25 protein-coding genes and 1 pseudogene are annotated in these 23886 nt (G+C 58.2%); 11 read left to right on the forward strand and 15 right to left on the reverse strand.

What is annotated here, in order from left to right:
• From SD626R_RS05900 to SD626R_RS16755, 3 genes are all read left to right on the forward strand, one after another.
• Window positions 1-182 (forward strand): SufD family Fe-S cluster assembly protein (locus tag SD626R_RS05900; RefSeq protein ID WP_176697241.1); only part of this gene is annotated, 182 nt, incomplete at its 5' end.
• A 591-nt stretch (window positions 183-773) separates the two neighbouring features.
• Window positions 774-1808: a transcription initiation factor IIB gene (locus SD626R_RS05910; protein ID WP_092564734.1), complete on the forward strand. Its 1035-nt coding sequence runs from the start codon at window positions 774-776 to the stop codon at window positions 1806-1808.
• Between the two features lie 214 nt (window positions 1809-2022).
• Window positions 2023-2175: a DUF7837 family putative zinc-binding protein gene (locus SD626R_RS16755; protein WP_176697284.1), complete on the forward strand. Its 153-nt coding sequence runs from the start codon at window positions 2023-2025 to the stop codon at window positions 2173-2175.
• A gap of 205 nt (window positions 2176-2380) precedes the next feature.
• On the opposite strand, the gene SD626R_RS17470 is transcribed toward SD626R_RS16755, so the two are convergent.
• Together SD626R_RS17470 and SD626R_RS05920 are read right to left on the reverse strand one after the other, a co-directional pair.
• Window positions 2381-3007: a deoxyribodipyrimidine photo-lyase gene (locus SD626R_RS17470; protein WP_092564736.1), complete on the reverse strand. Its 627-nt coding sequence runs from the start codon at window positions 3005-3007 to the stop codon at window positions 2381-2383.
• A 587-nt stretch (window positions 3008-3594) separates the two neighbouring features.
• Window positions 3595-3876, reverse strand: a complete 282-nt coding sequence (locus SD626R_RS05920; protein ID WP_092564738.1) for a helix-turn-helix transcriptional regulator — start codon at window positions 3874-3876, stop codon at window positions 3595-3597.
• Window positions 3877-4178: 302 nt separating this feature from the next.
• Between SD626R_RS05920 and SD626R_RS05925 the strand changes: the two genes are divergently transcribed.
• The 5 genes and pseudogenes from SD626R_RS05925 (at window position 4179) to SD626R_RS05945 (ending at window position 6574) form a co-directional block, all read left to right on the forward strand.
• The gene (locus SD626R_RS05925) at window positions 4179-4475 is read left to right on the forward strand and encodes a toxin-antitoxin system TumE family protein (RefSeq protein ID WP_092564740.1); all 297 of its coding nucleotides are present in this window, start codon (window positions 4179-4181) and stop codon (window positions 4473-4475) included.
• 51 nt (window positions 4476-4526) lie between these two features.
• Window positions 4527-4922, forward strand: a complete 396-nt coding sequence (locus SD626R_RS05930) for an HVO_A0114 family putative DNA-binding protein (protein ID WP_092564742.1) — start codon at window positions 4527-4529, stop codon at window positions 4920-4922.
• Between the two features lie 13 nt (window positions 4923-4935).
• Window positions 4936-5355: a DUF8161 domain-containing protein gene (locus SD626R_RS05935; protein ID WP_092564744.1), complete on the forward strand. Its 420-nt coding sequence runs from the start codon at window positions 4936-4938 to the stop codon at window positions 5353-5355.
• 24 nt (window positions 5356-5379) lie between these two features.
• Window positions 5380-5595: a hypothetical protein gene (locus SD626R_RS05940; protein WP_092564824.1), complete on the forward strand. Its 216-nt coding sequence runs from the start codon at window positions 5380-5382 to the stop codon at window positions 5593-5595.
• Window positions 5596-5749: 154 nt separating this feature from the next.
• Window positions 5750-6574 (forward strand): annotated as a pseudogene (locus SD626R_RS05945) (IS5 family transposase).
• A gap of 96 nt (window positions 6575-6670) precedes the next feature.
• Here SD626R_RS05945 and SD626R_RS05950 read toward each other — a convergent pair.
• From SD626R_RS05950 to SD626R_RS05970, 5 genes are all read right to left on the reverse strand, one after another.
• Window positions 6671-7240 carry an adenylate kinase gene (locus SD626R_RS05950; RefSeq protein ID WP_092564746.1) on the reverse strand — a complete coding sequence of 190 codons (570 nt, stop codon included), beginning with the start codon at window positions 7238-7240 and terminating at the stop codon, window positions 6671-6673.
• Window positions 7240-7527 carry a DUF5789 family protein gene (locus SD626R_RS05955; protein ID WP_092564748.1) on the reverse strand — a complete coding sequence of 96 codons (288 nt, stop codon included), beginning with the start codon at window positions 7525-7527 and terminating at the stop codon, window positions 7240-7242. Before SD626R_RS05955 ends, SD626R_RS05950 begins: the two co-directional genes overlap by 1 nt.
• Window positions 7528-7822: 295 nt before the next feature.
• Window positions 7823-9067, reverse strand: coding sequence for a lactate 2-monooxygenase (locus SD626R_RS05960; protein ID WP_241996665.1), 1245 nt, complete (start codon window positions 9065-9067; stop codon window positions 7823-7825).
• Window positions 9068-9278: 211 nt separating this feature from the next.
• The gene (locus SD626R_RS05965; protein ID WP_092564752.1) at window positions 9279-9668 is read right to left on the reverse strand and encodes a RidA family protein; all 390 of its coding nucleotides are present in this window, start codon (window positions 9666-9668) and stop codon (window positions 9279-9281) included.
• Window positions 9669-9957: 289 nt separating this feature from the next.
• Window positions 9958-10275 (reverse strand): DUF4864 domain-containing protein, encoded by a 318-nt coding sequence (locus SD626R_RS05970; protein WP_092564754.1) that lies wholly within the window; start codon window positions 10273-10275, stop codon window positions 9958-9960.
• A gap of 296 nt (window positions 10276-10571) precedes the next feature.
• Here SD626R_RS05970 and SD626R_RS05975 point away from each other — a divergent pair, with 296 nt between their 5' ends.
• Window positions 10572-10982, forward strand: a complete 411-nt coding sequence (locus SD626R_RS05975; RefSeq protein ID WP_092564756.1) for a CBS domain-containing protein — start codon at window positions 10572-10574, stop codon at window positions 10980-10982.
• Window positions 10983-11032: 50 nt separating this feature from the next.
• On the opposite strand, the gene SD626R_RS05980 is transcribed toward SD626R_RS05975, so the two are convergent.
• Window positions 11033-12718: an NAD+ synthase gene (locus SD626R_RS05980; RefSeq protein ID WP_092564758.1), complete on the reverse strand. Its 1686-nt coding sequence runs from the start codon at window positions 12716-12718 to the stop codon at window positions 11033-11035.
• 281 nt (window positions 12719-12999) lie between these two features.
• On the opposite strand from SD626R_RS05980, the gene SD626R_RS05985 reads away from it, so the two are divergent.
• Complete coding sequence (locus SD626R_RS05985; RefSeq protein ID WP_092564760.1) at window positions 13000-14256, forward strand: adenosylhomocysteinase; 1257 nt, start codon at window positions 13000-13002, stop codon at window positions 14254-14256.
• 12 nt (window positions 14257-14268) lie between these two features.
• Here SD626R_RS05985 and SD626R_RS05990 read toward each other — a convergent pair whose 3' ends face one another.
• The 7 genes from SD626R_RS05990 to SD626R_RS06020 all read right to left on the reverse strand — a co-directional run bounded on the left by SD626R_RS05990 (window position 14269) and on the right by SD626R_RS06020 (window position 22561).
• Window positions 14269-15057 carry an energy-coupling factor transporter transmembrane component T family protein gene (locus tag SD626R_RS05990; RefSeq protein ID WP_092564762.1) on the reverse strand — a complete coding sequence of 263 codons (789 nt, stop codon included), beginning with the start codon at window positions 15055-15057 and terminating at the stop codon, window positions 14269-14271.
• Window positions 15054-16934, reverse strand: a complete 1881-nt coding sequence (locus tag SD626R_RS05995; RefSeq protein WP_092564764.1) for an ABC transporter ATP-binding protein — start codon at window positions 16932-16934, stop codon at window positions 15054-15056. Before SD626R_RS05995 ends, SD626R_RS05990 begins: the two co-directional genes overlap by 4 nt.
• A gap of 46 nt (window positions 16935-16980) precedes the next feature.
• Window positions 16981-17781: a QueT transporter family protein gene (locus SD626R_RS06000; protein ID WP_199242126.1), complete on the reverse strand. Its 801-nt coding sequence runs from the start codon at window positions 17779-17781 to the stop codon at window positions 16981-16983.
• A gap of 98 nt (window positions 17782-17879) precedes the next feature.
• A complete protein-coding gene (locus SD626R_RS06005; RefSeq protein ID WP_092564766.1) occupies window positions 17880-19631 on the reverse strand; it encodes an ABC transporter ATP-binding protein in 1752 nt (583 codons plus the stop codon).
• The gene (locus tag SD626R_RS06010) at window positions 19628-20395 is read right to left on the reverse strand and encodes an energy-coupling factor transporter transmembrane component T family protein (protein WP_092564767.1); all 768 of its coding nucleotides are present in this window, start codon (window positions 20393-20395) and stop codon (window positions 19628-19630) included. The genes SD626R_RS06005 and SD626R_RS06010 overlap by 4 nt, the downstream gene beginning before the upstream one ends.
• 76 nt (window positions 20396-20471) lie before the next feature.
• Window positions 20472-21095, reverse strand: a complete 624-nt coding sequence (locus SD626R_RS06015; protein WP_092564769.1) for an ECF transporter S component — start codon at window positions 21093-21095, stop codon at window positions 20472-20474.
• Window positions 21096-21241: 146 nt separating this feature from the next.
• A complete protein-coding gene (locus SD626R_RS06020; protein WP_092564771.1) occupies window positions 21242-22561 on the reverse strand; it encodes an ADP-ribosylglycohydrolase family protein in 1320 nt (439 codons plus the stop codon).
• A 255-nt stretch (window positions 22562-22816) separates the two neighbouring features.
• Between SD626R_RS06020 and SD626R_RS06025 the strand changes: the two genes are divergently transcribed.
• Window positions 22817-23827, forward strand: coding sequence for an SMP-30/gluconolactonase/LRE family protein (locus SD626R_RS06025; protein WP_137782568.1), 1011 nt, complete (start codon window positions 22817-22819; stop codon window positions 23825-23827).
• Window positions 23828-23886 lie beyond the last annotated feature (59 nt).

Raw genomic sequence — 23886 nt, forward strand, 5'->3', positions numbered from 1 at the left:
CCGTCGGGAAGATCGGCGACGAGGACATCTTCTACCTCCAGTCGCGCGGCCTCGATGACGACGACGCCAAGCAGATGATCGTTTCAGGATTCATCGAGCCGATCACAGAGGAGCTGCCGATCGAGTACGCCGTCGAGCTCAACCGGCTCGTCGAACTCGAGATGGAGGGCTCGCTGGGGTAATCCGATGCCGGAGTGCGCCCACTGCGGAGCACACGTCTCACAACAATTTGTGACCGTGTTCGGGTTAGACGGTGGGGACGTAGTCGCCTGTCCAGCATGTTCCGGTCGGGCACACATCGCAGAGACGATCGTGGACCGATACTAGTCTCAGACCATGGAACACTGCTTTGCATGTGAGACCGACTACGGGTACCTCGGAACGGCCCCGCACGAAGGGTCCTGTCCAGCCTGTGGCTCGACTGCTGTCACTCCCGCAGGCGATCTCAGCGTCGTCGACACGACAACATGGGAGAGCGCGAACGGGCTCTCAACGGTCCACGTGACAGCGACTGACAACCTATCACGGCAGTTTGAATTTGTCATTGCGGCGCGGCGGGGACAAGGGAAACTCGTCTGTCTCGCGATCGATGAGGTCACCGTGCCCACTGAGACAGTGTGGTCAGTTCCATCTGCCGTTGCTACGAGAGTTACCGCGCATGGTATCAGGATCAGCGACTCAGCGCCGGCTCAGAGCTCACAATGAACGGTACTGGCCAGGCATACAGTCGAACGCGTCTGTCCTGTCCCAGTCACGAGGGGTGATGCGATTTGATGGACGAGCGCACTAACGGAGAGCGACCGGACACAGTTTCTCGCAAAAACGGTACTGATGGGCCTTCATCTAGCGAAGCCAGCGACCCAAAATCCGTTAGCGCCTCTGTTTCGAAGGAGAACAGGGACGGACAGCACAGTCAAACCACGTGTCCGGAGTGTCACGGACGACTTCGTCGAGCCGATGATGACGTTGATGCGGTCTGTGACGACTGTGGACTCGTCGTTTCAGACGCGACACTTGATACGAATATCAAACTATACACGCCGAACGGCACCGGCGATCAGGACTCTCGCGTCGGGCCATCGAGCACGAACCTCTTACATGATAAGGGGTTGTCAACGATGATCGGATGGCAGAACACCGACGCGAAGGGGAACGCGCTGTCAGGAGAACGGCGACAACAGATGCGCCGCCTTCGACGGTGGGATGAACGCTTCCGACGACGCTCATCGGCGGATAGGAATCTCATGCATGCGCTCGGTGAGATCGATCGCATGGCTTCCGCGCTCGGCGTGCCCGACAGCACTCGAGAGACTGCAGGCGCCGTCTACCGACGTGCACTTCGTGACGGACTCCTTCTGGGTCGCGCTGTTGAGAGCGTCGCCACTGCGGCGCTGTACGCGGCGAGTCGCATGGATGGAGTGCCGCGCTCTATCGACGAGGTCTCGACAGTGAGCCGCGTCGAACAGATTCGCGTTGAGCGGGCATACCGACACGTCTCACGTGAACTGGGGTTAGAAATTGCTCCGACAGACCCCCGTTCGTTTATTGGACGGATCGCATCGGATGTGGAGTGTACGGACGCAACAGAGCGAGAGGCACGACGTCTCGCCGGAACAGCGGTTGAAAACGGGGTTCATAGCGGGAAGCATCCAGTAGGTATCGCCGCAGGGGCACTGTACGCGGCTGCTAAACGATGCGATGAGTCTCTCCGACAAATAGATATCGCTCATGCTGCAGACGTGAGCGAGATGACGATTCGGAACCGGTATCCTGAGATCTTGGCCGCAGCGGATACTGAGAATGTGTAGACACACTAATCACCAATTTAGGAGTAAACATCCCAAGCCAGCGGTGCCATGCCGTGGGAATCCTCGCGCTTCAGCGCGGGGAGGATGTCAATGATGGTGGTCCGTATTTGCCGAAAGCCGACTGTACCTGCTTCACAATGGTACCAAACTCTTAGGTTGATACCCCTCGATATGTGTTGTGAGAGCCTGTCACACACTCTTTCTACCCGCTTTTATGAACGCTGATGAATCGTTTCTCGGTCACTGCCCGGAATGTGGTGGTGACATCTATGAAGTGTGTATTCTTGTTGAGTACGAGAAGGACGACGGCACAGAGGGCGTGTGGACCGAGTGTCCGGCATGTGAGGAAGTTGTAACATCAAAGTAGTCGCGGACAACAGAATATCAGGGCTCTGTTGAAATCCTCAACCGGTGATATATTCTCAGCATTCTGCGTGAATACGGTACGCGAATCGATCACCGCTCGTTAGTCACACAAGCAGCCGATAAGGCTCGCTAGAATGAGGCGGACGCAATACCTCGTTAAACATGGAATATGTATGTTAGAGTACGGTCACATCAACAAACTACTGTTAAAATAAAAACGATTTACCGTCATCACACCGACGATGCGTCGTTCCGTTTGACAGAGCTCGTAATTGCTTTCGAGCAGGTTCAGTACCAGCGGTGAGGGGCGCGGTGTCGTATTCGTGTTCACGAAGGTCGGAAAGTCGTGGCACCTCTCTAGTTTCAATTGCTAGTGTATGTGGGTTAGCCAGATACGCCTCTGGGTCCGAGGGTAGCGTTGTAGATGAGCTCGTCCTGGTCGCCCGTTCGGTTGGAACGGACGTGTAGGTGACTCCAGTACGAGTGAGCGCACGCTGAACCGCACGGTCACGCTGACGAGCCAGTCGTGAGTGATCCTTGTTCCATACGACCCGTTCGACGCCGGTAGTCCGCGCGATGTGACCCACGATGTCAGTCGGGTCTCCATGCTGTATCACCAGATCACTACCATAGCCTCGATACCAGTCTCGAAGCTTGCGGAGAGAACCGAGCATGAACGCAACTCCCAAGCCGTCGGCTTGTGACAAAATCGCGTCATCCAGCACGAACACCGGCATCACACAGCTATCATCCCGCTCAGCAGCGGTGAGGGCGGTCGAAAGCCCCGGATTTGGACTTGGCTGAAGCGTGCGACGGTGCCAATACAACTGCATACATACACCTAGAGGTTTTCACTGATATCCTCCCCGCTCTAAAGGTGAGGAATCCCCGAAGTGGAGTGTAAATAACCTCGATCAATGAGGGTGTCATAGAAGACTCCCCACACTCAATACCGATCGCTCAGTACAGGGGACTCACAGCCCACGAGAATTCTTCAGCAATCGTAGCAGCATAGCTAAAGTCAGCATCATCACAACGGTGAACGTAATTGCAATAATAAGGGTTCCTGTACCGATCATGCCTGTTTTTAAGTGTACAACCTGAATAACGAATCGGCTCAAAGATCTCTCTGGGACTGCGCGGGCCGATCAGTTCGGCAGGCAAGTTCTATCGGTTGGTTCGGCTGTAAATTCACGAAATGAATATCGTGGCAACTCTTCTATGACACCCTGGTAGTGTTCGGGTGTAGGAAGAAGTACCTCCGAATCCCATGCTGGGATAGGAGTAACGGCTGATTGGCACAGCCAGTAGCCATCATCAGGACAGCTCCAAACCGTAACCATCCCAAACCAACGGTACGGTGCCGTGGGAATCTTCGCCCTTCAGGGCGGAGAGGATGTCAATGGCCCTAATGCGCCCGTCAGGTACTGTGGTCGATATACTTTGCTTCCCATTCGGCCCGTGCCTCAATTTCTCTCGTGCTGCGGCGAGTAGTTGTGTACTCGTTAGTCCGTCGATCGCGCTGACTCTTTTCAACGAGACCTTTCTCAACGAGCGTGTCGAGATTCGGATAAAGACGCCCGTGATGGATCTCTTTTTCATAGTAATCTTCGAGTTCATCTTTGATTGCGAGACCGTGGGGGTCATCAAGACCGGAGATTACATACAGCAGGTCTCGCTGAAAGCCTGTGAGGTCGTACATATCCCCTCTTACGTATTCGATTTTTGAAATACTACTGGTTTTAGGATGGCAGTGTGATAAGATTCCAACAGTAACAGTATTTTTCTCTCATCGATGTTGACAACGGTTACCTCTTCAAGCGGCGCAATCTCGAACTCACTGGCATCCCGCTCGATCTCTTCAGAAGCTGTCAGAGTTGGCAAGCAACTCTGTGAGCCTCTCGTCCGAGACCATGCTAGCGTCGGGTAGGGCTTTGAATCTCTTTCTTGTGTTAGTTTTTACCCTGACACTTATCGACATAGTCTCCCTCGACACAGCTGTGGATGAGCGATGATGTCACCGTACTCGAAGATGAGATCGAAGCCTACGCCGATGGGACCGTCGCCCGAGTGCGTGTGCTCTCAGTCCTGACCTCGGAGAAGTTCGAGGAGGGTGTCAAGTACGCCTACCACTACGGTGAAGCCGGCGCAGAAGACCCCATCATCCGGTTCGACGATCACCACGGCGTCCACGAGCTCCACATGGGCTCAGAGACGTTCGAGATCGACTACCCAAGGCTCGCCGAGATCTTCCGCGCGTGGCGGGCGGCACTCCCCCCAAAGAAACGAACTGACTGGTGACGAGCACGCTGACCGACGCATCATCGCAACCCCAGCCCAACCCACCCCATCATGACCCGAACACTCCACGTCCAGATCAAGTCCGCAGATCGCAGCGGTCTCGAAGAACGGCTCGAAGCAATCGACGCCGGCGACGATGTCGAACCCGGTGAGCCAATGGTGTCGATCGAGGACCTCGAGACGTTCGGCCGCGTCTTTCGGTCGACCAATCTCGAACTCCTCGAAGCAATCGTTGCACACGAACCAGAGAGCATCCGTGAACTCGCTCGCCTTGTTGACCGGAACCCACCGGAGGTTCTCGACAACGTGAACGAGCTGGCCGACTACGGCCTTCTCGAGCTCGAAGAGAACGGCAGCGCGAAGCGCCCCGTCGTATGGTACGACGAGATCGACGCGGACCTCCCGCTCACGCCGCCGTCGGGACGAGAACGGAGGGCGAACGCCTGAGCGCTGAAACACCGTGTCCGACGACGTCGACCCTGAAGACCCTCGCCCCGACGGCCACTACCACATCGATCGGGATGCCGACTGGTTCTACGTCGACGACGAACTGGCGTCGACGATCGCTCTCGGCCTTGCGACCGACGGCGAGCCGGGCGACGACTGGGTACTCACGCTCTCGGCCGCGACGCCGGACGGAGATTCGGCAGCTGCCGAGCGCGTCGCTGTCCGTCTCACTCCGTGGGCGCAGCACGAGCTCTACGTCGAGACGAAGAACCTCTCGCCGGACGCCCATCAGGCCGGCCACAGTGTCGAGTGTGGACTGTGCGGAGAACAGGTTCCCCTCGATCAGGCGTGGCCTGACAACCGAAAGGAGCCCTGTCACCCGGACTGCTACGCTGAGGCGTTCGGCGCGACCCCGTGGTATGATGGACGGTAGCTGGGTGTCGCTAGAGTGTCAAAGATGAGTGAGAACAAACTTCTTGTCGCTGCTGGTGCGACTGCCCTTTGTGTCATCATTGGAGTAGTCTTGTTTGAGGTGGCGAGCTGGGCGTCGGCCTTCGAGCTTGCAACTTCCGGCCCGATCTTTGACCTCACATCGTTAGTCGATGCTTGGGTGCTGGCTGGGGCTGTCCTTGGTGTCACCGATGTCGCCCTCCTCTGGGACATGACGCAATAATCCCTACCTGAGAATAGAATCACCAGTCAGTGGATCCAGCTGTAGCCGTTGCTTAGTGGGATTGAGGCCACATCGAAATTGCCGTGTTGAATAGCGATCTAATCTGCTTATATCACGGAGTGGAAGGACGAAGCCGAGGAAATCGATTCTGTCCATGGAAGTCGATCTCCTTGACGTCGTTGAGCAGTGTCGGCACCTAGTCAAACAAGCGTTGGGGAAGCACGCGGGCGAGCCCACCAGCGGCGGGCTCGCCCGCTGGAAACACGTCGTTCTACACTGCTTTCGGCTCGAAGAAGACCACAGCTACCGCGAAACGCCGAATCGGCTGGAGTACATGGCCGAGATTCGTGACGTACTCGAGTTAAATCGGGACGATCTGCCTGACTATAGTACGCTCTACAAGTCATTTGATCGGCTGAAAATGTGGGCGTGGCGGGCGCTGCTGCGCGTTCCCGCGCAGCAGCACCCGCAGTCTGGCCACGCCGCTCTCGACAGCACGTTCTTCGACCGCCGACGTGCGTCGGCGTACTTCCGCCAGCGGGCAGGACGGATAATAAAGACTCTAAAAGTGACGACATTGACTGATGTGGACCCGCTTGCTGTTCTTGATGTTCACATCGCAGCTCGATGGAAGCATGATACGAAAACCGGACCGCAGGTCGTCCGCCGAAATGCGGACGACCTGCGGTCCGTCGCCGCCGACAACGGCTTCCAAGACTGGCATACCGAGTACGAAATCGCCGCATATGACGTGGAGTAGCTTGTGCGTTACCGCGGGTCGTCAGCGAACGCAGCAGCGAACAACGCGCTCAACCGAGCAAACGGCTACTCTCAGCGGTGGATGGCCGAAACATCGTACTCGACAACGAAGCGCTCGCTCGGCGACGCCGTGCGAGCGCTGGGCTGGTATCGGCAGTTCCGTGAAATCGTCTTGATGTTCTCCATCACTAACATAGAACCACTGTGTGAGCCGCTGTAACCGTGACTCAGAATATATTCAACACAGCACTTAAGACGGCGTTTCAATCCGTCGGCCGGCCGAGCCTGAGGCGAGATTAGTCGGCACCCGCGGCGGCTACTTGGGCGCAGCGTTGAGTGTGGAGACGACCTGGTCGACGGCCTCGGTTACGCTCCCCTCGTTTTCGACGAACTGGATCGGTGCATTCTGCCGGCGAGCGTACTCAAGTGCTGCCGTCCGGTTGAGATCTTGCTCGAACTCGATCTCCCGTTCGGTGGCCTGGTGTGCGTCGCGATCGCTGTCGTCCCTGCGCTCGATGATCGTGTCTGGAGCCGCTTCAACAAGAACGAACGTCGACGGAGCGACATCACGGAGGACCCCCTCGGGGAGACCGTGAATGTAGCCTGCGTCGATATTGACGGCGAGATGCGTCGAGAGCAAAATGTTTTTTTCCTCAGCTTGGTCAGCGACGTACTCGCCCGCTCGACGCTGTAACCGCTGAGTCCGTCTGTACGACAGTGAAGACAGTCCGTCTCGGTCCACCGCAATGTCTTGCGTCATCGCCTGCTCGAGCATTACGTCGCCGAAGTTGAGCAACAGGTAGTCGTCGTCAAGCTGCCGACGGACCCGCTGGCAAATACTCGTGAGCCCGACGCCGGTGACGCCAGAGACGAGCGTGACAGCCATCAGAACTGCACCTCCCCCATATCTTCGGAGTCTGTCGACCCGCCACGGTCGTCGTAGTATTTTCGACCAATGAATCCGTCGCTGACGAACGTCATTAGGGATCCGTACAAATCGTCGGGTGACCTGAACTCCTCTGTTTCACAGCGGCTGAGGACCTCTCCGATCGTCTCGTTTTGCCCTGTCGGGGCCTCAAGTTCAGTCTCACCAATTGTCTCGATCACCGCTTCGTGCGACACGGGAAAAGTGAGTTCTCGTGCGAACAAGTCTCGTGTTTCTGATAGTCTCATACACATTTGTTAGCATGCCATGTACATGAGTGTACGGGACGCAGCTTTCGGCCTCGTGTTCAGTCTTCACGGACGGACGTCGCGTTCTCGCGGAATATCGACTGGCACGCCGCCCGGTCATCGCTCGTCGACGCCGTAGACGACGGTCGGCTCTGATCGCAGGCAACGAAATCCGACGAGTGTCAATTATTACGTCGTAAACCCCAATATTCCAACCCAGCGGTGCGGTGCCGTGGGAACCCCCGCGCTTCAACCCGAGGTGGGTGTCAAGGAAATGACTGACGCGCGGCGCGGGCTACAGCGTCCGTTCGTCGCGGATCGCCTCGCGGTCGATCGCGCTCGCCTCGTCGGTGCCGGCCAGCCCCATCGTAAGGTCGAACTGTGAGAGCGTGTTTTCCAAGACGTTCCGCACGCCATCCTCGCCGGAGTGAGCGAGTCCGTACGCGAATGGCCGTCCGAGCATGACCGCATCAGCGCCCAACGCCATGGCCTTGAACACGTGTTCGCCGCGCCGGACGCCCGAGTCGAACAACACGTCCGCTTCATCACCCACGGCGTCGGCGATCGCTGGCAGCGCCTCAACCGCCGAGATCGAGCCGTCGACCTGTCGGCCGCCGTGGGTTGACACTTGGACACCATCGGCACCGGCTTCGACTGCCTTTTTGGCGTCCTCGGGGTGGAGCACACCCTTGATCACGACCGGGAGGTCGGTCCGGTCGAAGACGAATTCGAGATCGTCCCAGGTGAGGGATGCGTCACCAAACACTTCGAGGAAGTGATCGACTGCCGCCTGCTTGTCCTCTTCGGGTGGGGCGTCAAGCGACGCGCGGAACGCGGGATCCGAGAAGTAGTTCGCCATCCCCTCCCCTTCTAAGAAGGGATAATACCCGCGCTCGAGGAGGCGCTCGCGCCAGCCGAGCGTCGGTGCGTCGACCGTGATGACGACCGCATCGTAATCAGCATCCTCGACGCGGTCGAGGAACGACGCGGCGACGTCGCGGTCCGACGACCAGTAGAACTGGAACCACTTCGGGGTGTCTCCCAGCGTCTCTGCAACCTCCTCCAGCGGGGTAGACGACAGCGACGACAGCACGAACGGTACGTTCATGTCCTCACATGCGCGGGCCGTCGCAGTCTCGCCCTCCTCATGGAGCAGCGTCTGCACGCCAAGGGGCGTGATCATCAGCGGGTAGTCGTGTTCGGCTCCAAGCACGTTGACCGAGAGGTCGCGGTCAGCCACTCCGCGTAGCATCCGCGGGATGATCCGCCACCGCGAGAAGTCCTTGTTGCGCTCGAACGTCTCTTCGGTGCCCGCACCGCCGTGGACGTACGCCTTCGCGTCCGCCGACATCCGTTCGAAGGCGGCCTCACGGAGCTCCTCGTACGTGGTCGGGAAGTCGGGTGTTTCCCCGTCGTACATCCCGCGGCGGTACGCCTCACGAATTCGTTTCACTCCGAACTGCTCGGCGTGAACGTCGCCGCTGCTCTCCGTCGAATCGGTCGTGTCCGTCGCACTCGGCTTCTCCTGTGGTTCGTTCACGAACGAAAATGAGAGTTCGACCCACATAGCTGTAAACGCTAAAGCAATACCGGACACAGCCGGAATCTGCATAACCATGGAGGGACGCGCACGATTGCCACAAGTTTCGTAGAATGTCAGTGGCTCTGTTGAAATCCTTCGCAAGTAATATATTTTGACCCAATCACGGTCAGTACAGGTGACTCACGAATCGGTCAGTATAGGGGGGAGCTTACTCTGGGATAGTCGCAATCGCCTCAATTTCGACGAGCAACTCCGGACCGATGAGGCGATCCACCTCCACCATGCTGGTAGCTGGGCGAACATCACGAAACACTTCACTATGAGCCTCACCGATTGCCTCCCACTCATCTATATCGGTGACAAATATTCGAGTTCTGACCACGTCCTCAATTGATGCGTCTGTCTTCTGAAGGGCCTCTTTGACGTTCTGGAGTGCTTTTTTCATCTGTTCGTACGCGTCGCCCTTGCCGACTATATCACCGTCGTCGTCAGTCGCTGTCGTCCCAGACACGTGTACTTGAGAGCTCGCTTGAACGGCCCGAGAGTATCCGACTTTCGACTCCCATTCGGTTCCGGACGATATCCGCTTGCGTTCCATAGTTCTGACTCATAGCTGTTATTGAAAAAAGTTCAGTCAGTGACACGACCTTTCAGCGACGGCTGTTTCAGGTGAGAAAATGCCCACAGAATAGGGCTTCAACAGAGCCATATAAGTTGATTTTCTCGGCTCTGTTGAAATCATCTAATGATGTGTTTTCGGAGCCGTGTTGATACACCCGTGAGGGCTTAGCTTGTAATTGATTTCAATCAAGAACGCTGTCGGTCAGCCAGCATTCCTCGAATGGCTCCTCGCTACAAACCGAGAGCTCAAACTGGTAGGTGACTGTCTAGCTCTTAGGGCCGGTGAGAGTAACCTGTTGTTGGGCTCGGTCTCCAGTTTGCTTAACTGCCCCAGTCTGAGCTTCAACATGGTCAATCATCGGCACATACCGAGGGCTTTCGACCATTTTGACGAACCGGTTGAGTGGACCGGTTGCCCGACGATTTGCCGGCGATGCGAAGTTGTACGCGGTCTTGATATCGGCGTTCTCGACCGGATCATCGTTGTTAGCAAACGCCTCAAGTTGTAGCCGGACGACTTCTTCGGGGGCGTACCTAGGGTCGGGCGTCGGAAGATCGGAGACGAGGTGATCAAGATACGACATGGGGTGAACCGAATCGGTAACTAGTATAGTGGCTAGAAGCTATTGAATCGACCGTCCATACTCGATCAATGCTTTGTATCTCGCACGCCTATCCGTTCAGCTCCTAAGGTTTTCAACAGAGCCTCTGATCTATGTAATAGCATCTGAATACAATCTGGGTTCCGTCGACCAGAATATGCTACGATGACAAACTATTACCCAGTTTATGTTGTAAATAGTTTTTCTATCGCTAGAAGTACATCATCTGCGGGAAACTGACCGTAATTCGTATACATTGGTAGTACTTTCAACTGGATATGGACGTAGATAACACTCCGGTTGAAAAACTCATGAGCACTACTCTCGTGACTACGACACCGGGGACGGATATTGCTGAAGCTGCAAACACCCTACTAGACGATGGTATCGGTTCTCTAATCGTGCTGGACGGCGAGGGTCAGCTTACAGGAGTTTTGACGAGTACTGACCTCGTGACCGTTGTCTCGACAGACCAGCCTCTCCACACCGGGACCGTCGCGGACTACATGACAGAGGAGATCCTCACTATTTCTTCGACGGCTACGCTTCACGACGCTGCAGTCAAAATGATTCGGGAAGACGTCCAACATTTGCCCGTCTCTGAGGACGACAACGGAATTGTCGGGATGCTCTCTGCGACGGATCTCACTGCGCAGCTAATGTACATGGGTAGCAGTGGAACCGACTGAGGTACCGGAAGCCGTCGAAGTCTCTGCAGTACCGCCGTCGGTGAGAGATATTACCCATCGTCGAAGACGTGGTCGTATACTGCGGCGACAGGATAGTTCCACCCGCGTCCGAGGGCTTTCTGGGTGATACGGAGGGGCGGCGGCGTCTGTCGGCGTTTGAACTCGGCGTGAGTCATCCGTTTGAGCGCATCGTCAACTACGTGGTCGGGGTACCCCTGTCGAATCGCATTCGGGGTTCTGCCCCGCTCAATATACTGTTCCAAGATGGGGTCGAGAACCTCGTAGGCCGGAATCTCCTCCTCGTCGGCCTGTCCGGCACGCAGTTCGGCACTCGGTGGCTTCTCGATCACCGACCTCGGAATAACCGGCGAGGATCCGGAGGAGGGGGCAAGCGCGTCATTAAACACGTCAGCGAGCTCGTACACTAGTCGTTTGTAACAGTCGCCGAGTGGGGCGAGCGCGCCTACAGTGTCGCCGTACAGCGTACAGTAGCCGACTGCGGCTTCGCTTTTGTTATCAGGGGTAAACACGAGCGCGTCGCGCTGATTCGCGATTCCCATGAGTATACTTCCCCGGATCCGCGCTTGGACGTTTTCAGCTGCGACACCGGCGAGCGGCGCTTCGTTCGTCGCAAGCGCGTTAGCGATTGTCTCTACTGCGGGTCCGATATGGATTATATCGAATTCGATTCCTAAATTCGTCGCGACGGCGCGGGCGTCTGCGACGCTTTGCCGGCTTGTGATCTCACTCGGGAGTGAAATCCCGTAGACAGCCTCTGCTCCGAGCGCGTCTACCCCGAGCGCGGCGGCTACGGACGAATCGATCCCGCCGGACAACCCGACGACTGCCTCATCGAAGCCCGTCTTTGCGAAATAATCGCGCAGTCCAAGCGTGAGCGCTTGCCGGGCATGAGTGGCGTCAGTCCCGTCTTTCGAATCGTGGACGTCCGCATCTTCATCTAGTGGAACATCCACTACAGCCCTGTCGCTCTCAAACCCCACGAGCTGGCTCCGTATCCCCTCGGCATCTGCGACGAATGAGTGTCCATCAAATATTAGCTCGTCGTTGCCGCCGACCTGATTGACAAACACGACCGGGCAGTCAGTCCGCTCCGCGTGAGCGCGGAATCGACGTTCACGTCGGGCCGGCTTATTAAGACTGAAGGGGCTTGCCGACAGCGTCAGGATGATCTCTGCGCCGCTTGCGGCCGTGTCTCGTAGTGGTGTTTGATCATGACGGCGGGCGCCGGTGACGACAGTATCATCCCACGCGTCCTCACAAATTGTCACGCCGACGGCGGTACCAGCAACATCCACTACTAGCGGTTCTTTACCCGGCTGGAAGTACCTGTGTTCATCGAAGACGTCGTACGTCGGGAGCAACCGTTTGTGGTACAGATCACTCCACTCTCCGTCGCGTAACACGACTGCGGCGTTGTGGATCGGTGGACCCGTGTCGCGTTCAGTTCTGATTGTCGCCCCCACGACGAGCGGTGGACCGTCCGTAGTTTTCGATGCAAGTTCATCGAGCACCGCCTCTTGCGCGTCAAGAATGGGCGATCGGTGCAATAAGTCTCGAGGTGGATACCCGATCACCGAGAGCTCCGGGGCGACGATGAGATCCGGATTATCCCCGATAAGCGAAGCGTACGCGTCGGCGATCCGCTCGGCGTTACCGCTCATATCTCCGACTACCGGATTGAATTGAATAATGCCGATTCGGAGTCCGGCTTGCATTATAGTTAGACGATAACAGGGGATACACGCTGATAAATAATCATACTCACCGACAGAATAAAATAAATGATCACAAAACAGCCACTTAGTAATATCAATTTCCCCAAGGAGTTGACTGTCAAGCCGCTAATCGAGCTTCTGTCGGCACCCTTTCGCCGGGTTCGCAGGAACTGAATCCCGCAGAAGGTGGGACAATTCTATTGGTGTATCCTCAACCTAACTTAATCCACAACTAACATGTTCCGGAGTGCTTAATCCGAAACAGTGAGTACTTTGTCAGGATGACGCCCAAACCATCCGACGCCGACGATCCGCTAACCTGGGCACGCGAGCACACCCCCATCCTCCGGTCGTTTCAGGACGAGTACGGTGAGACACGACCCCTAGAGAACCACACCGTGGCGTTCGCCTCCCACCTCGAACCGAAGTCAGGCGTCGCTATCGAGACGCTCCGGGCTGCCGGCGCGGAGGTGCTCTTCACTCCGAGTGAACCACAGAGTACTCACGGCCCGGTCGTCGAGGAACTCGACGCTCGCGACGGTATCACGGCCTTCGCGTGGGAGGGGATGACCGACGAGGAGTTCGACGCAGCACAGCATGACCTGCTCGAACACGATCCTGACTTCATCCTCGACGACGGTTGTGAGCTCATCGCCAAGGTTCACGCTGACCACCCCGACGTGGCCGCCGACGTGATCGGCGGTGGCGAGCAGACCACTGCCGGCATCACCCGTCTTGAGGCGATGGAAGATGAGGGCGTCCTTGAGTTCCCAGTCTACGGCGTTAACGACACGCCGATGAAGCATTTCTTCGACAACGTCCACGGAACAGGCGAATCCTCGCTCACGAACATCGCTATCACAACCAACGCCATCATCTCGGGTAAAGACGTAGTGATCTGTGGCTACGGCTACTGTGGCCGTGGCATCGCCCGGAAGGCTCGGGGAATGGGTGCGCAGACAATCGTCACCGAAGTCGATCCGCGGAAAGCGCTTCAAGCTCACATGGACGGCCACCGCGTCATGTCGATGACCGAGGCAGCCGAGGTGGGCGACCTATTCATTACCGCGACAGGCAACCGCGAGGTGATTCGTGAAGAACACTTTGAGGCCATGCAGGACGGCGCAACACTAGCAAACTCTGGACACTTCGACGTGGAGATCGCTCTCGACGAGCTCGAAGCAATGGCCGTGGATGTAACCACGCCGAAGGAGGGTGTCACCCAATATCACACGCACGACGGTCGCCGGTTAAACCTGCTGGCAGACGGTCGGCTAGTCAACCTCACCGGACCGTACAGTCAGGGTCACCCGGCAGAGGTCATCGATACCACCCATGCCATGATGTTCATCGCGGCCCACGACATGCTCGCCGGCGACGGTGATGGCCTGACGCCAGGTCTATACAACATCCCAGACCGGTTGGACCGCGCGGTCGCTGAGCGGAAGTTGGAGACTCTCGGAGTCAGCATTGACGAGATGACCGAGAGCCAGCAGGCGTACGGGAAAGAGTGGGAGCATCCGGACAGCAGTTTCTGACTGGGCACTCCCTCAGACGGTCCCCATGCCCAACACGTACCGCACGAGGACCGAGCCGATGAGCATGAGGCTGCCAACACCGACCGCGACCCAGTCGCTTCCAGCCAGCGATTGCCGACCGTAAAAGGTGCGCTCCGCTTGGGTGTCGAATCCGCGAGCCTCAAGCGCCATCGCCTGTGTCTGGACGTTCCGGATAGCGGTCATGAATACGGGAATGAGCAGGGGGATGTAGTTACGGATGCGTTGGAGTGGCGATCCCGAGCGCAGGTCGTGGCCGCGTGCCTCCTGAGCTTGCCGAACCGTCCCGGTCGCACCGAGCAGGGTCGGGAACAACCGCAGGGCCGTCCCGACAGCGAAACAGAAGGCGAACGGAACGCCCAAACTACGGAGGCCGGCGACCAGCTCCTCGTTGGAGGTGGCCGTCACGAACAGCAGACCGGTAATGATGAACGAGGCAAAGCGCATGCTCCGCCCGAGTGCGACGAGGAACTCGTTGCGGGTCAACTCAACCACAGGTGTCGAGAGCCAGATGGGTCCACCTGCAGGGGTGAACAGCGGCCAGACGACAAGACCGACTACAAAGACGGCAACGACGATGAACCGTACGCGCCGGAAGTTGCTCCACCCACCTAACGCGACGAGCGTCCCGAACGCCACGACCAGTGGAACAACGACGAACGCAGGATGATCAAATACGAGGGCGACGGCGAAAAGACCCGCCACGAGGGCGATTTTGGCCCGCGGCGCGAGGCGGTGGAACACGGAGTCGCCGTGGACGTATAGCGAGGATGCAGCGCTCACGTCGATCCACCTCCCGAACCGGTCGTTGTTATCGGTTCATCGGCCAGCCCTGCAACCAGTTCATCGACCGACAGTGCCGGGAGCGCGTCAGTCTGTCCTGCTTCGGCGGCCAGCCGGTTCGAGAGTGCCACCGGCTGAGGTGGCCGGAGGTCCCACTCGGCCAAGGAATCCTCGTCGGCGAACAGTTCGCGGGTCGGTTCATCCGCAACCTTCCGACCGTCGCTCATCACGACGGTCCGCGGCGCATATGTCGCTACCGTCGACATGCTGTGGGTGACCATGACGACTGTGACACCTTCCTCGCGGTTGAGGTCGGCCACAAGATCCATGAACGTCGCCTGCTGTTCAGCGTCTAGACCTGTCGTCGGTTCGTCGAAGACGATGGCGTCCGGATCGGTGGCCAACACCGAGGCCAGCGCGACCCGCTGGCGTTGGCCCTTCGAGAGGGTGAACGGATCCGCGTCCTCCAGCCCATCGAGTTCAACCGTCTCGATGGCCCTAGCAACACGGCGGTCGAGTTCCTCGCCCGTTAGCTCGAAGTTCTCAGGGCCGAAGGCGACTTCCTCCCTGACCGTCGCAGCGAATATTTGATGATCCGGGTTCTGGAAGACGTAGCCGACACTGCGGCCGACCTCTGACATGCCTAGCTCGCGGATGTCTCGCCCATTCCAGCGGGCCACTCCCTCGTCTGGGTCCAGCAGGCCATTGAGATGCTTTGCGAGGGTGGTCTTACCGCTCCCGTTGTGGCCGACAATGGCGAGGGCCTCACCCTCCTTGATTGTGAGATCCACACCGTCGACAGCCCGGATCGTCTCCCCATCGGCGTCATACTCGTGTGTGATATCCTCCAGTTCGAACAGCGGATTTCCGAGGTCGGTGGCGGTGCCCGCAGGCACACTGGGACTGTAGCCGTCACGCTTTCCGGGGGGCGTCCAAGTCAGGTTCGCATTATTGACGATCTCGACAGCACTGTCGACGGCCAGCGGCAGGTCTTCATCCGCAAAGCCGAGGCGCTCAAAGGCCTCGACCAGCGGCGGGACAGCGACCCGGGATTCCCGCAGCGCCTCAACATTCCGGAACACTTCCTCGGCCGGCCCGGCGTGGGCTGCTCGGCCGCCTTTGAGGAGAATCGCGTGGTCAGCCAGCAGGGCCTCTTCGATTTTGTGCGTGACGAGGACGATGCTATCGGGACCATCCCAATCGCCAACCGAAGCCTCTGTTGCCGCCGCTTCGGCCAGCCGGCTCACAACCGAAAGTACATCGCGGCTCCCGGCCGGGTCGAGATCGCTCGTCGGCTCATCCAGCATGAGCAGGTCTGGGTGCATGGCGAGAACGCCGGCGAACACAAGCCGCTGTTTCTGGCCTCCCGAGAGCGAGTCCGGTTCCCGTGTGCGACCAAGGTCACCGAGCCCGGCGACCGACAGCGAGTCGTCGATTCGTGGGCCAATCTTCTCAGGCGGCACCGCGAGGTTCTCCGGTCCGAACGCGACTTCTGTTTCGACGCTCGTGCCGAACAGCTGTGACTCGTAATCCTGGATGACCATCCCCACATCGCGGGCCATCGCGCTGACGCGACTGGTGGTCGGATCTCGGTCGAGGACGCGTATGTCTCCGTCGAACGTACCGTCGATAAAATCGGGAATGATGCCGTTAAACGTGCGAAGCAACGTCGACTTACCCCCGCCGCTCGCGCCCATGACGACCGTGAACGACTCGTCGGGCACGTCGAGATCAACTCCACGCAGGACGAACCCCTCTCGGGCGTCAGGGTCGACATGTTCGTCGCCGACGGCACTAGTGTCGTCTTGTTTGTCATACGAGAAGATGACATCTCTAAGACGGGCGACAATGCCGCCGTCAGAATGGGAGGTATCCATTCAGGATGAACTTGGTGGGGCAGATGGTTTCGGCGTTTCGACTCGATTATCTGATATTGGCACCTTTCAACTGAGCTGGCAGTCCCTGGTTGCCAATGACGACGAAGACAACGAGCAACAGGAGGCCGACGCCGCCCAGCGCCATCTGCATGGTCGACTGCGGCGAGAAGACGTAGATGCCCAGCACCAGCCATGTCGGCGAGACCACGAGCATGCCCAGAGCAGCGACGACCGGCTGTGAGAAGCTTGTTTCCTCTAAGTCTTCCTCGCGCATCACGTCGGGGTACAGCAGTCCCATGTCCTTGATGCGTGGGTAGGTCAGGTAAAGCAGCGGCGGACCGAGTACCGCGGCGGCGAGGGTGTTGTTGATCATGATAGTCGGACCGAGGACGGTGAAGGGCACTAGCCCGAGCAGATCGACGCCCCAAGCGATGATGACCGCACACGCTGCCGAGGCGGCAACGGCAATGATGACGTATTCAACGACCTGCTTGACCGAGCGCATATTCGGCTCCTCGCCGCTGGATAGCGGGCCAAGGTTGCCCCACAGCTTGTAGCCTACAAGGCCGAAAAAGAAGTTCCCAAGGAAGCCGAAGGCACTCCCCGGTCCAAGCGTGCCACCGAAGACATCGCCTATGAGGTTCCCGATGGCCGCACCCCAAGCCGCTGCCGGTCCGAACATAATACCGAAAATAACCGGAAATACATTCGCTGGTCGGATACTCGTGATGCCTGGAATAACCGTGAATAGTTTGAACGGGAGCAGGACCGCGGCGTATATTGCTGCAACCACCGCGACGAGCAGTATCATCCGCGTGTCACGCCACATCGCGAACAGTTCGCGCATGTCATTGAACCTTCCTCAACAGGTGGGTTTAAACCTGGTCCCAATTACGATTTCTGCCGAAAGATCAATTGGATGCCAGGAAGATCAAAAACATGCTGCTAATCAAGCTTAGCCAGTAGGGACCGTACATCAAGAATCCCTTCTAAGCCAAAAGTACGCCCAACCTGGGTCACGATCGGCGCTTGGAGGCCAGTTCGGGCCATCACGTCGCTATCGCCAAACACCGCTCTTGGGGGGCCATCGGCGACTATCGTGCCGTCAGCGAGCGCGATAGCCCGGTCAGCGTGGGTCTTAGCAAACTCCACATCGTGGGTTACACACACTACAAGTCGGTCTCTGGCGACAAGGCGCTCGACTGCTCTGCCAACAGCTCGGACGCCGGCAGCATCCTGTCCCTCGGTCGGTTCGTCCAAGACCACAACCGGCGTATTCATCGCTAACACACTCGCAACGGCAACGCGCTTTCGCACCTGACGGCCGAGTTCGTAGGTGTCAGTCTCACGGAAGGGCGTCAGATTTAGCTGGTCAAGCGCCGCCGTCACTCGTCCCTCGACATCGTTGCGATCGAGGTTCTCTGGACCAAAACGAATTTCTTCGGCAACCGTAGACCGGAATAGCTGGTCGTCAGGGTCCTGGAATGCCAATCCGACCTCGGCTGCAAGGTCGGCGACACGTGCCTTCCGAGTGTCGGTCCCGTTGATGAAAACGCATCCTGATGTCGGTTTCAGGAGGCCGTTGAGGTGTTTCGCAAGCGTCGTCTTACCGGCGCCATTGTGGCCAAGCACCGCCACACAGCCCGCATCCATTGAAAGCGTAATATCCGAGAGTGCGTTGATTCCACCGCCATAGACGTGCTCGACTTCTTCAAGTTGGACCTGTGAGGAGTCACCAGAACCAGTAGTAGCCCCCGCATGGAGGGAACAGTCCTCGGCGGTGGTCGAAGCGATGGTGTCTCCTGACACATTTTCTGTCCAGGAGTTTTCGACGGCCATAGCGTGCGACGAATCGCTGCTACTCTGAATCTCCTCGACAGCCGCTTCGACAGTCAGCGGAAGAGGGCGGTCTCTGGGGACCAGTCCGCGGTCTCGGAGACCACGGCCGATGCGGACAGTCGGGGGGATCCGGAGTCGGTCGTCAAGGGTAGTATCATGGAGCACCGACGCGGGCGAGCCGTCCCAGAGAAGACACCCGTCGTCAAAAATGAACAGGCGGTCGGCACGGGGTGCCAGCCGCTGGAGATCCTGGCTCACTACGATGACGGTGTATCCCTCATCGTGGAGGTGGGCGACGACATCGAAGATAGCCTCGGTTCCCTCGGGGTCAAGCTGTGAGGTCGGCTCATCGAGCACTAATATCTCCGGATCAAGCGCAAGCACGCTGGCAATCGCGACTCGCTGGAGTTGACCCCCCGAAAGCGTGGACGGGTCCCGCGCCGCAAGATGACCAACACCAACCCGCTCAAGTTCCGTTCGAGCGCACTCCTCAAGGCGGTCTGCCGGGACACCACGCTGTTCAAGTCCGAAGACGACTTCCTCAAGGACGTTGGTTGCGGCCCCGGTCAGCTGATCGGCGGGGTTCTCGAAAACGTAGCCAACGGTCTCACTTAGCTCGGCGACACTGGCTGCGGCAACATCAACGCCGGCGACCGACACCGACCCCTCGTAATCACCTCCAAAAAAATGGGGCACGAACCCCGAGAGCAGACGACAGAACGTGGTCTTGCCTGCGTCAGCAGGACCGGAGACACCCAGTAACGAGCCCTTCTCAAGAGAACAGGAGATCTGTTGGAGCGCTGGCCCGTCGCTGCTGGGATAGCCGTATGTCACCCCGTTGATTGTAATGTAGGTCACGTCAGCCTCCACCCGACCAAGGCAACTACAAACCCGAGACCGGCGAGACGTAGTATGTGGTCGACAGGCGTAGTGGTCAGGTCATACACCGAACTTCGTGGCCCGTTAATCGAGAACCCGCGGGCTTCAAGAGCCAGCGATCGGGTCTGAGCAGAGATGAGCGCACCAATCAACAGCGGACTCAGCAGTGCGATTAACGCCCGCAACCGTTTGCGGACCGACCCACCGGTGTCGAGCCCACGCGAGCGTTGAGCGTCGACGATGCGCCGCGCCCGGCGTTGGAGGTCGGGAACAAGTTGGAGCGAGGCGACAAACACGTACCCTAGCTTCCGCGGGAGCCCTACGCTGGTCAATCCGACCATCAGTTTCTTTGGGTGGGTCGTCGTGACGAAAACCAATCCCACGAGCACGAACGCCGCAAGCACTCCAAAGAAGGTCACAGCGTGGACGACACCCTCCCGCCAGACGGTTACGGGACCCAGCCGAATGAGTGGTGTTCCGCCGGCTCGGGTAAAAAGGCCGTGAACGACTAGCAGGCCGGCACCCAACGGCGCGAGGATCGGGATTGCAGCCCAACAGACGTCCGAGACGACCCCAGCAACGATGGCAGCCGTAAAGACCGCAGCCAGTAGTGCCGCTAACACCGGTACAGGAGCAAGATATGCACCGAGGACAGAACAGCCCACCAGCAGAAACTTTGTTAGTGGATGGAGCCGGTGGATCGGCGTGTCGCTGGGTCGGTAGGTGATGAGGTCACCACTCATTGGACGGTCGCCGAAGTTGTGGACGCACGGACGCTTGTGCCGCTACGTATGCTGACGGACATGGCGCTTCGGGTGGTTAGCGATCCCGGTCAAGAACTGTAGCAGCTGTCTCAGGCCGGTATCGATCAGGGATCCGTCGTGCGATGAGCGCCGCGAGCAGTACCGTTGTTACCTTATCAGTAGGTTCAACCACGAGTGTTTGCCCGACAACTGCCGACCAGATGTTCGACCCGGTGGCTAGGAAGAACGTCGTCACCGCGTCGCTTCCGGTGCCAGTCACGCCGCCGAAGGCGACAACGGTGATAGGCGCACCCAGCACGATAGAGATAGCTGCGACAACCAAGCCGACGACAACGACTCTCCAGTAGCGCCGGAACCACCCCCGGCGAGCCATATATCCCGCGGTAAGCCCAAATGTGACTTGGAGAGGAGTATACGCCCAGAAGGTGGGATTCACGAGGAACCCCACCACGGCGTTGACAAACACCCCCGTGATTGCGGCCGCCCAGGGACCGGCTAGAATTGCGACCAACAGGACGCCGAGTGCGTCAAGATAGAGAAACGGCACCTTGACCACGTTGACGATGTAGGCGGCGACGACGCTCAAAGCGACACCGACCGGGATGAGAGTCCACGTCTGGGTAGTGAACTCTTGGCGGATGTGGTCAACGAAGGAGCCAGCGTATCCAGAGGAGGCCATCAGCGACCACCCCGCCAAACAATTTGATTCTCTTCGATTTCCACCATGGGAGAAATTTGTATCTGCTTACCGCACGATTGAAGATATTTTTTCATCGGTATTGGGACCTAGGACGGGAACGGTTTGTAGGTTTTGGCGGGCTGAGATCAGCTCGCTCGGGCGACGGCTAATGTGTCTGTAACAAGGTCCTCCAACCAAGGCCGTGGACGGTCGGCGAGTGCCGTCGAGAGGGCGCCATCGATGGGAGCTACCCACTCATCGGGGAGCGCGTCGAAGCCCAAGTGGAATCCGACGACAGAGCCGATGGTCCCGGCGTTGCAGTCGGTATCAAAGCCGGCGCCAACGGCCCGTGCGAGCGCGGTTCCGAGATCGGGATCGGAACCCGCCCAGGCGAGCACGGCGGCAACCACTTGCGCGTTGGGGACGACGTGATACCCTTCATAAAAATCGGCATCATCCCAGGTCGCGTGGATGCGGTCGATAGCTGCTTCAAAACCGATCCCGGCCTTACGCCAGCCGAGCACATCGTTGATAGCAGCCGCGAGCCGAGAGTCGGTGGGGACTTCCGTCAGCCCGACAGCCACAGCATCCTGAAGATTTTTAACCGCCGGAAGAGCTGCGAGCATCGCCGCCACCCACATAGCACCGTAGCAGCCGTTGGCGACGTGGCTGAGCCGAGCGTCGCGAAAGGCGAGCTCTGCCGCCCGTTCCGGGGCGCCGGGAGTCACGTAGCCATAACAATCAGCGCGAATCTGTGCGCCAATAAGTTCCCGATAAGGGTTCCAGCGGCGAGCTGTCGCAGGCGGATCGACGGCATTGAGCAGATTTCGATAGGCAACTCGTTCGGCAGTATGAAGCTTGCAGACCGGGAGGTTCTCTAGCCAAACCTGTGCAAGATCCGTCGTGTTGAACTCCTTCCCACAAGATCGAAGCGTCTCTAGAGCCACGACGGTGAAATCCAAATCGTCGTCACGGGGCATTCCCGTTACCCAGTCGTGCCACCCACCGGTCGCATCCATTGCGAACTCATCGCTCCCGGCGACGTCCGCCCGGAGATAGCTGTCCAGCGACTGATCGGTGGTCGTTAAAAATCGGCGTACCTCTTCACGGGTCCACGTCTCGACCGGCTTACCCAGTCGGATGCCAGCACATCGACCTGCCCAAGCACCTCGAAGTGCGTCGTGGCCGGGGGACGACAGAGCTTCAAAACGACGTGGACCGTCGGGACGCTCCTGGCGGATGGCCGCGAGCGTATCAGGTTCGGTCCGATGGCCGCTGGGGAGCTGTTCACACCGGTCTAGTAGCTCTCGCGCGCGCTCGTGATATGTGCGGTCGTCGGCCGCCATGTCGGTGGCGAGCGTCTCCAAATCTTCGACTACCTCTCCGACAGGACGGCCAGCATCAGCAAGTTGTCGGAGCTCAATGCGAAGAGCCTCCGGACCGAAACGGAGATACTCATCCTCCATAGAGTTGTCAGTCGCTGTCAGTACTTAGATACCCCGACATGAATCTCATAAACAGCAGGTATGAAGGCCAGCTCTACCGTTTAAGAAGCGAATCTGTAACAGACACCGGCTGAAAAAGTCCGGTGAAGAATCGTCAGCTTTGGGAGTGTCTAGGAGCAATTCGTGGCTAATCTCGTTATAGATATGATCGCCACGGATATCTTCTGTTTTGGTCTGTGATTAAATGGATTCGCTCAATAGACTTGAGTGACCACCATGTCCGAAGTGCCGCCACCGCCGTCGAGACGAGAGTTTATAACGGGTGTCGGGACACTCTCTGTTATCGGTGTCGCGGGGTGTAGCGGATCTAACCCCGACTCTGAATCGCCACCGTCAGAAGAGCCAACGTCAGAAGAGCCAACGTCATCAACTAAATCTCTTACCCCGAGTTCAGTCGAGACGCTGGTATCGATCCCTGGTGATCCGGTCCCGGAAAATCTGGCGTACGGCCCAGATGAGGAATTATACTTTGGGATTACCGCGGGCGAACTGCGGCGGGTCACGAGTGACCAACTCGGGGCAAGAGACCTGGCGCTTGCAGATACTGAACAAGTCGCGAGCCTGCCCGGCGCGATCGGTGTCGAAACAGCCCCCGATGGAACCGCCTACGTCGCCGTGGCCTCACAAGATGATTCTGCTGGCGTCTGGTCCGTAACGGCTGATGGAGCGGCCGACCAACTTGTGAGCATCAGCGGCTTCCCGAACGATATTCTATTTGACGCCGATCGTGACCGGCTACTAGTGACCGAATCACAAGGTGGTGTCATCTACTCAGTCACTACGGACGGCACGCGATCAACATGGCTTGACGACGACCGGCTGTCGACGGAAGGGTTTGGCGCGAACGGTCTTACCCTCGATACAGAGGGGAATCTCTACGTGGCGGTGACTCAAACATCTGAAGAAACAGGGCGCTTGCTCGAAGTGCCCGTTACCGCAGATGGCGGGGCAGGCGAACCGACTGTGTTATCTGAGGGGGAAACGCTCCTCGGTGCAGATGGGATCACCGCCCGAGACGAAGGCATCTATGTCGCAGTAAACAGCCAGAATCTGGTAGTTCAGGTCTCACCTGACGGCAGCACAACAACCGTGGCTGATGAGGATGATGGACTCGTTTTTCCATCAGATGTCACGTTTGGCAGCGGTCAACAGCGTGAGAAATTATTTGTTTGTGATTTTGCAAACCAGTCATCCGAAGACGGTGCCATCCTCAGAGCAGAGTTCTAGTTCGCGTCGTCGGCCCAATGTTGGAATGACGTAACCAACAGTACGGTCTTTTCACGATG

Source organism: Halorubrum sp. SD626R (assembly GCF_001261915.1).
GTDB lineage: Archaea > Halobacteriota > Halobacteria > Halobacteriales > Haloferacaceae > Halorubrum.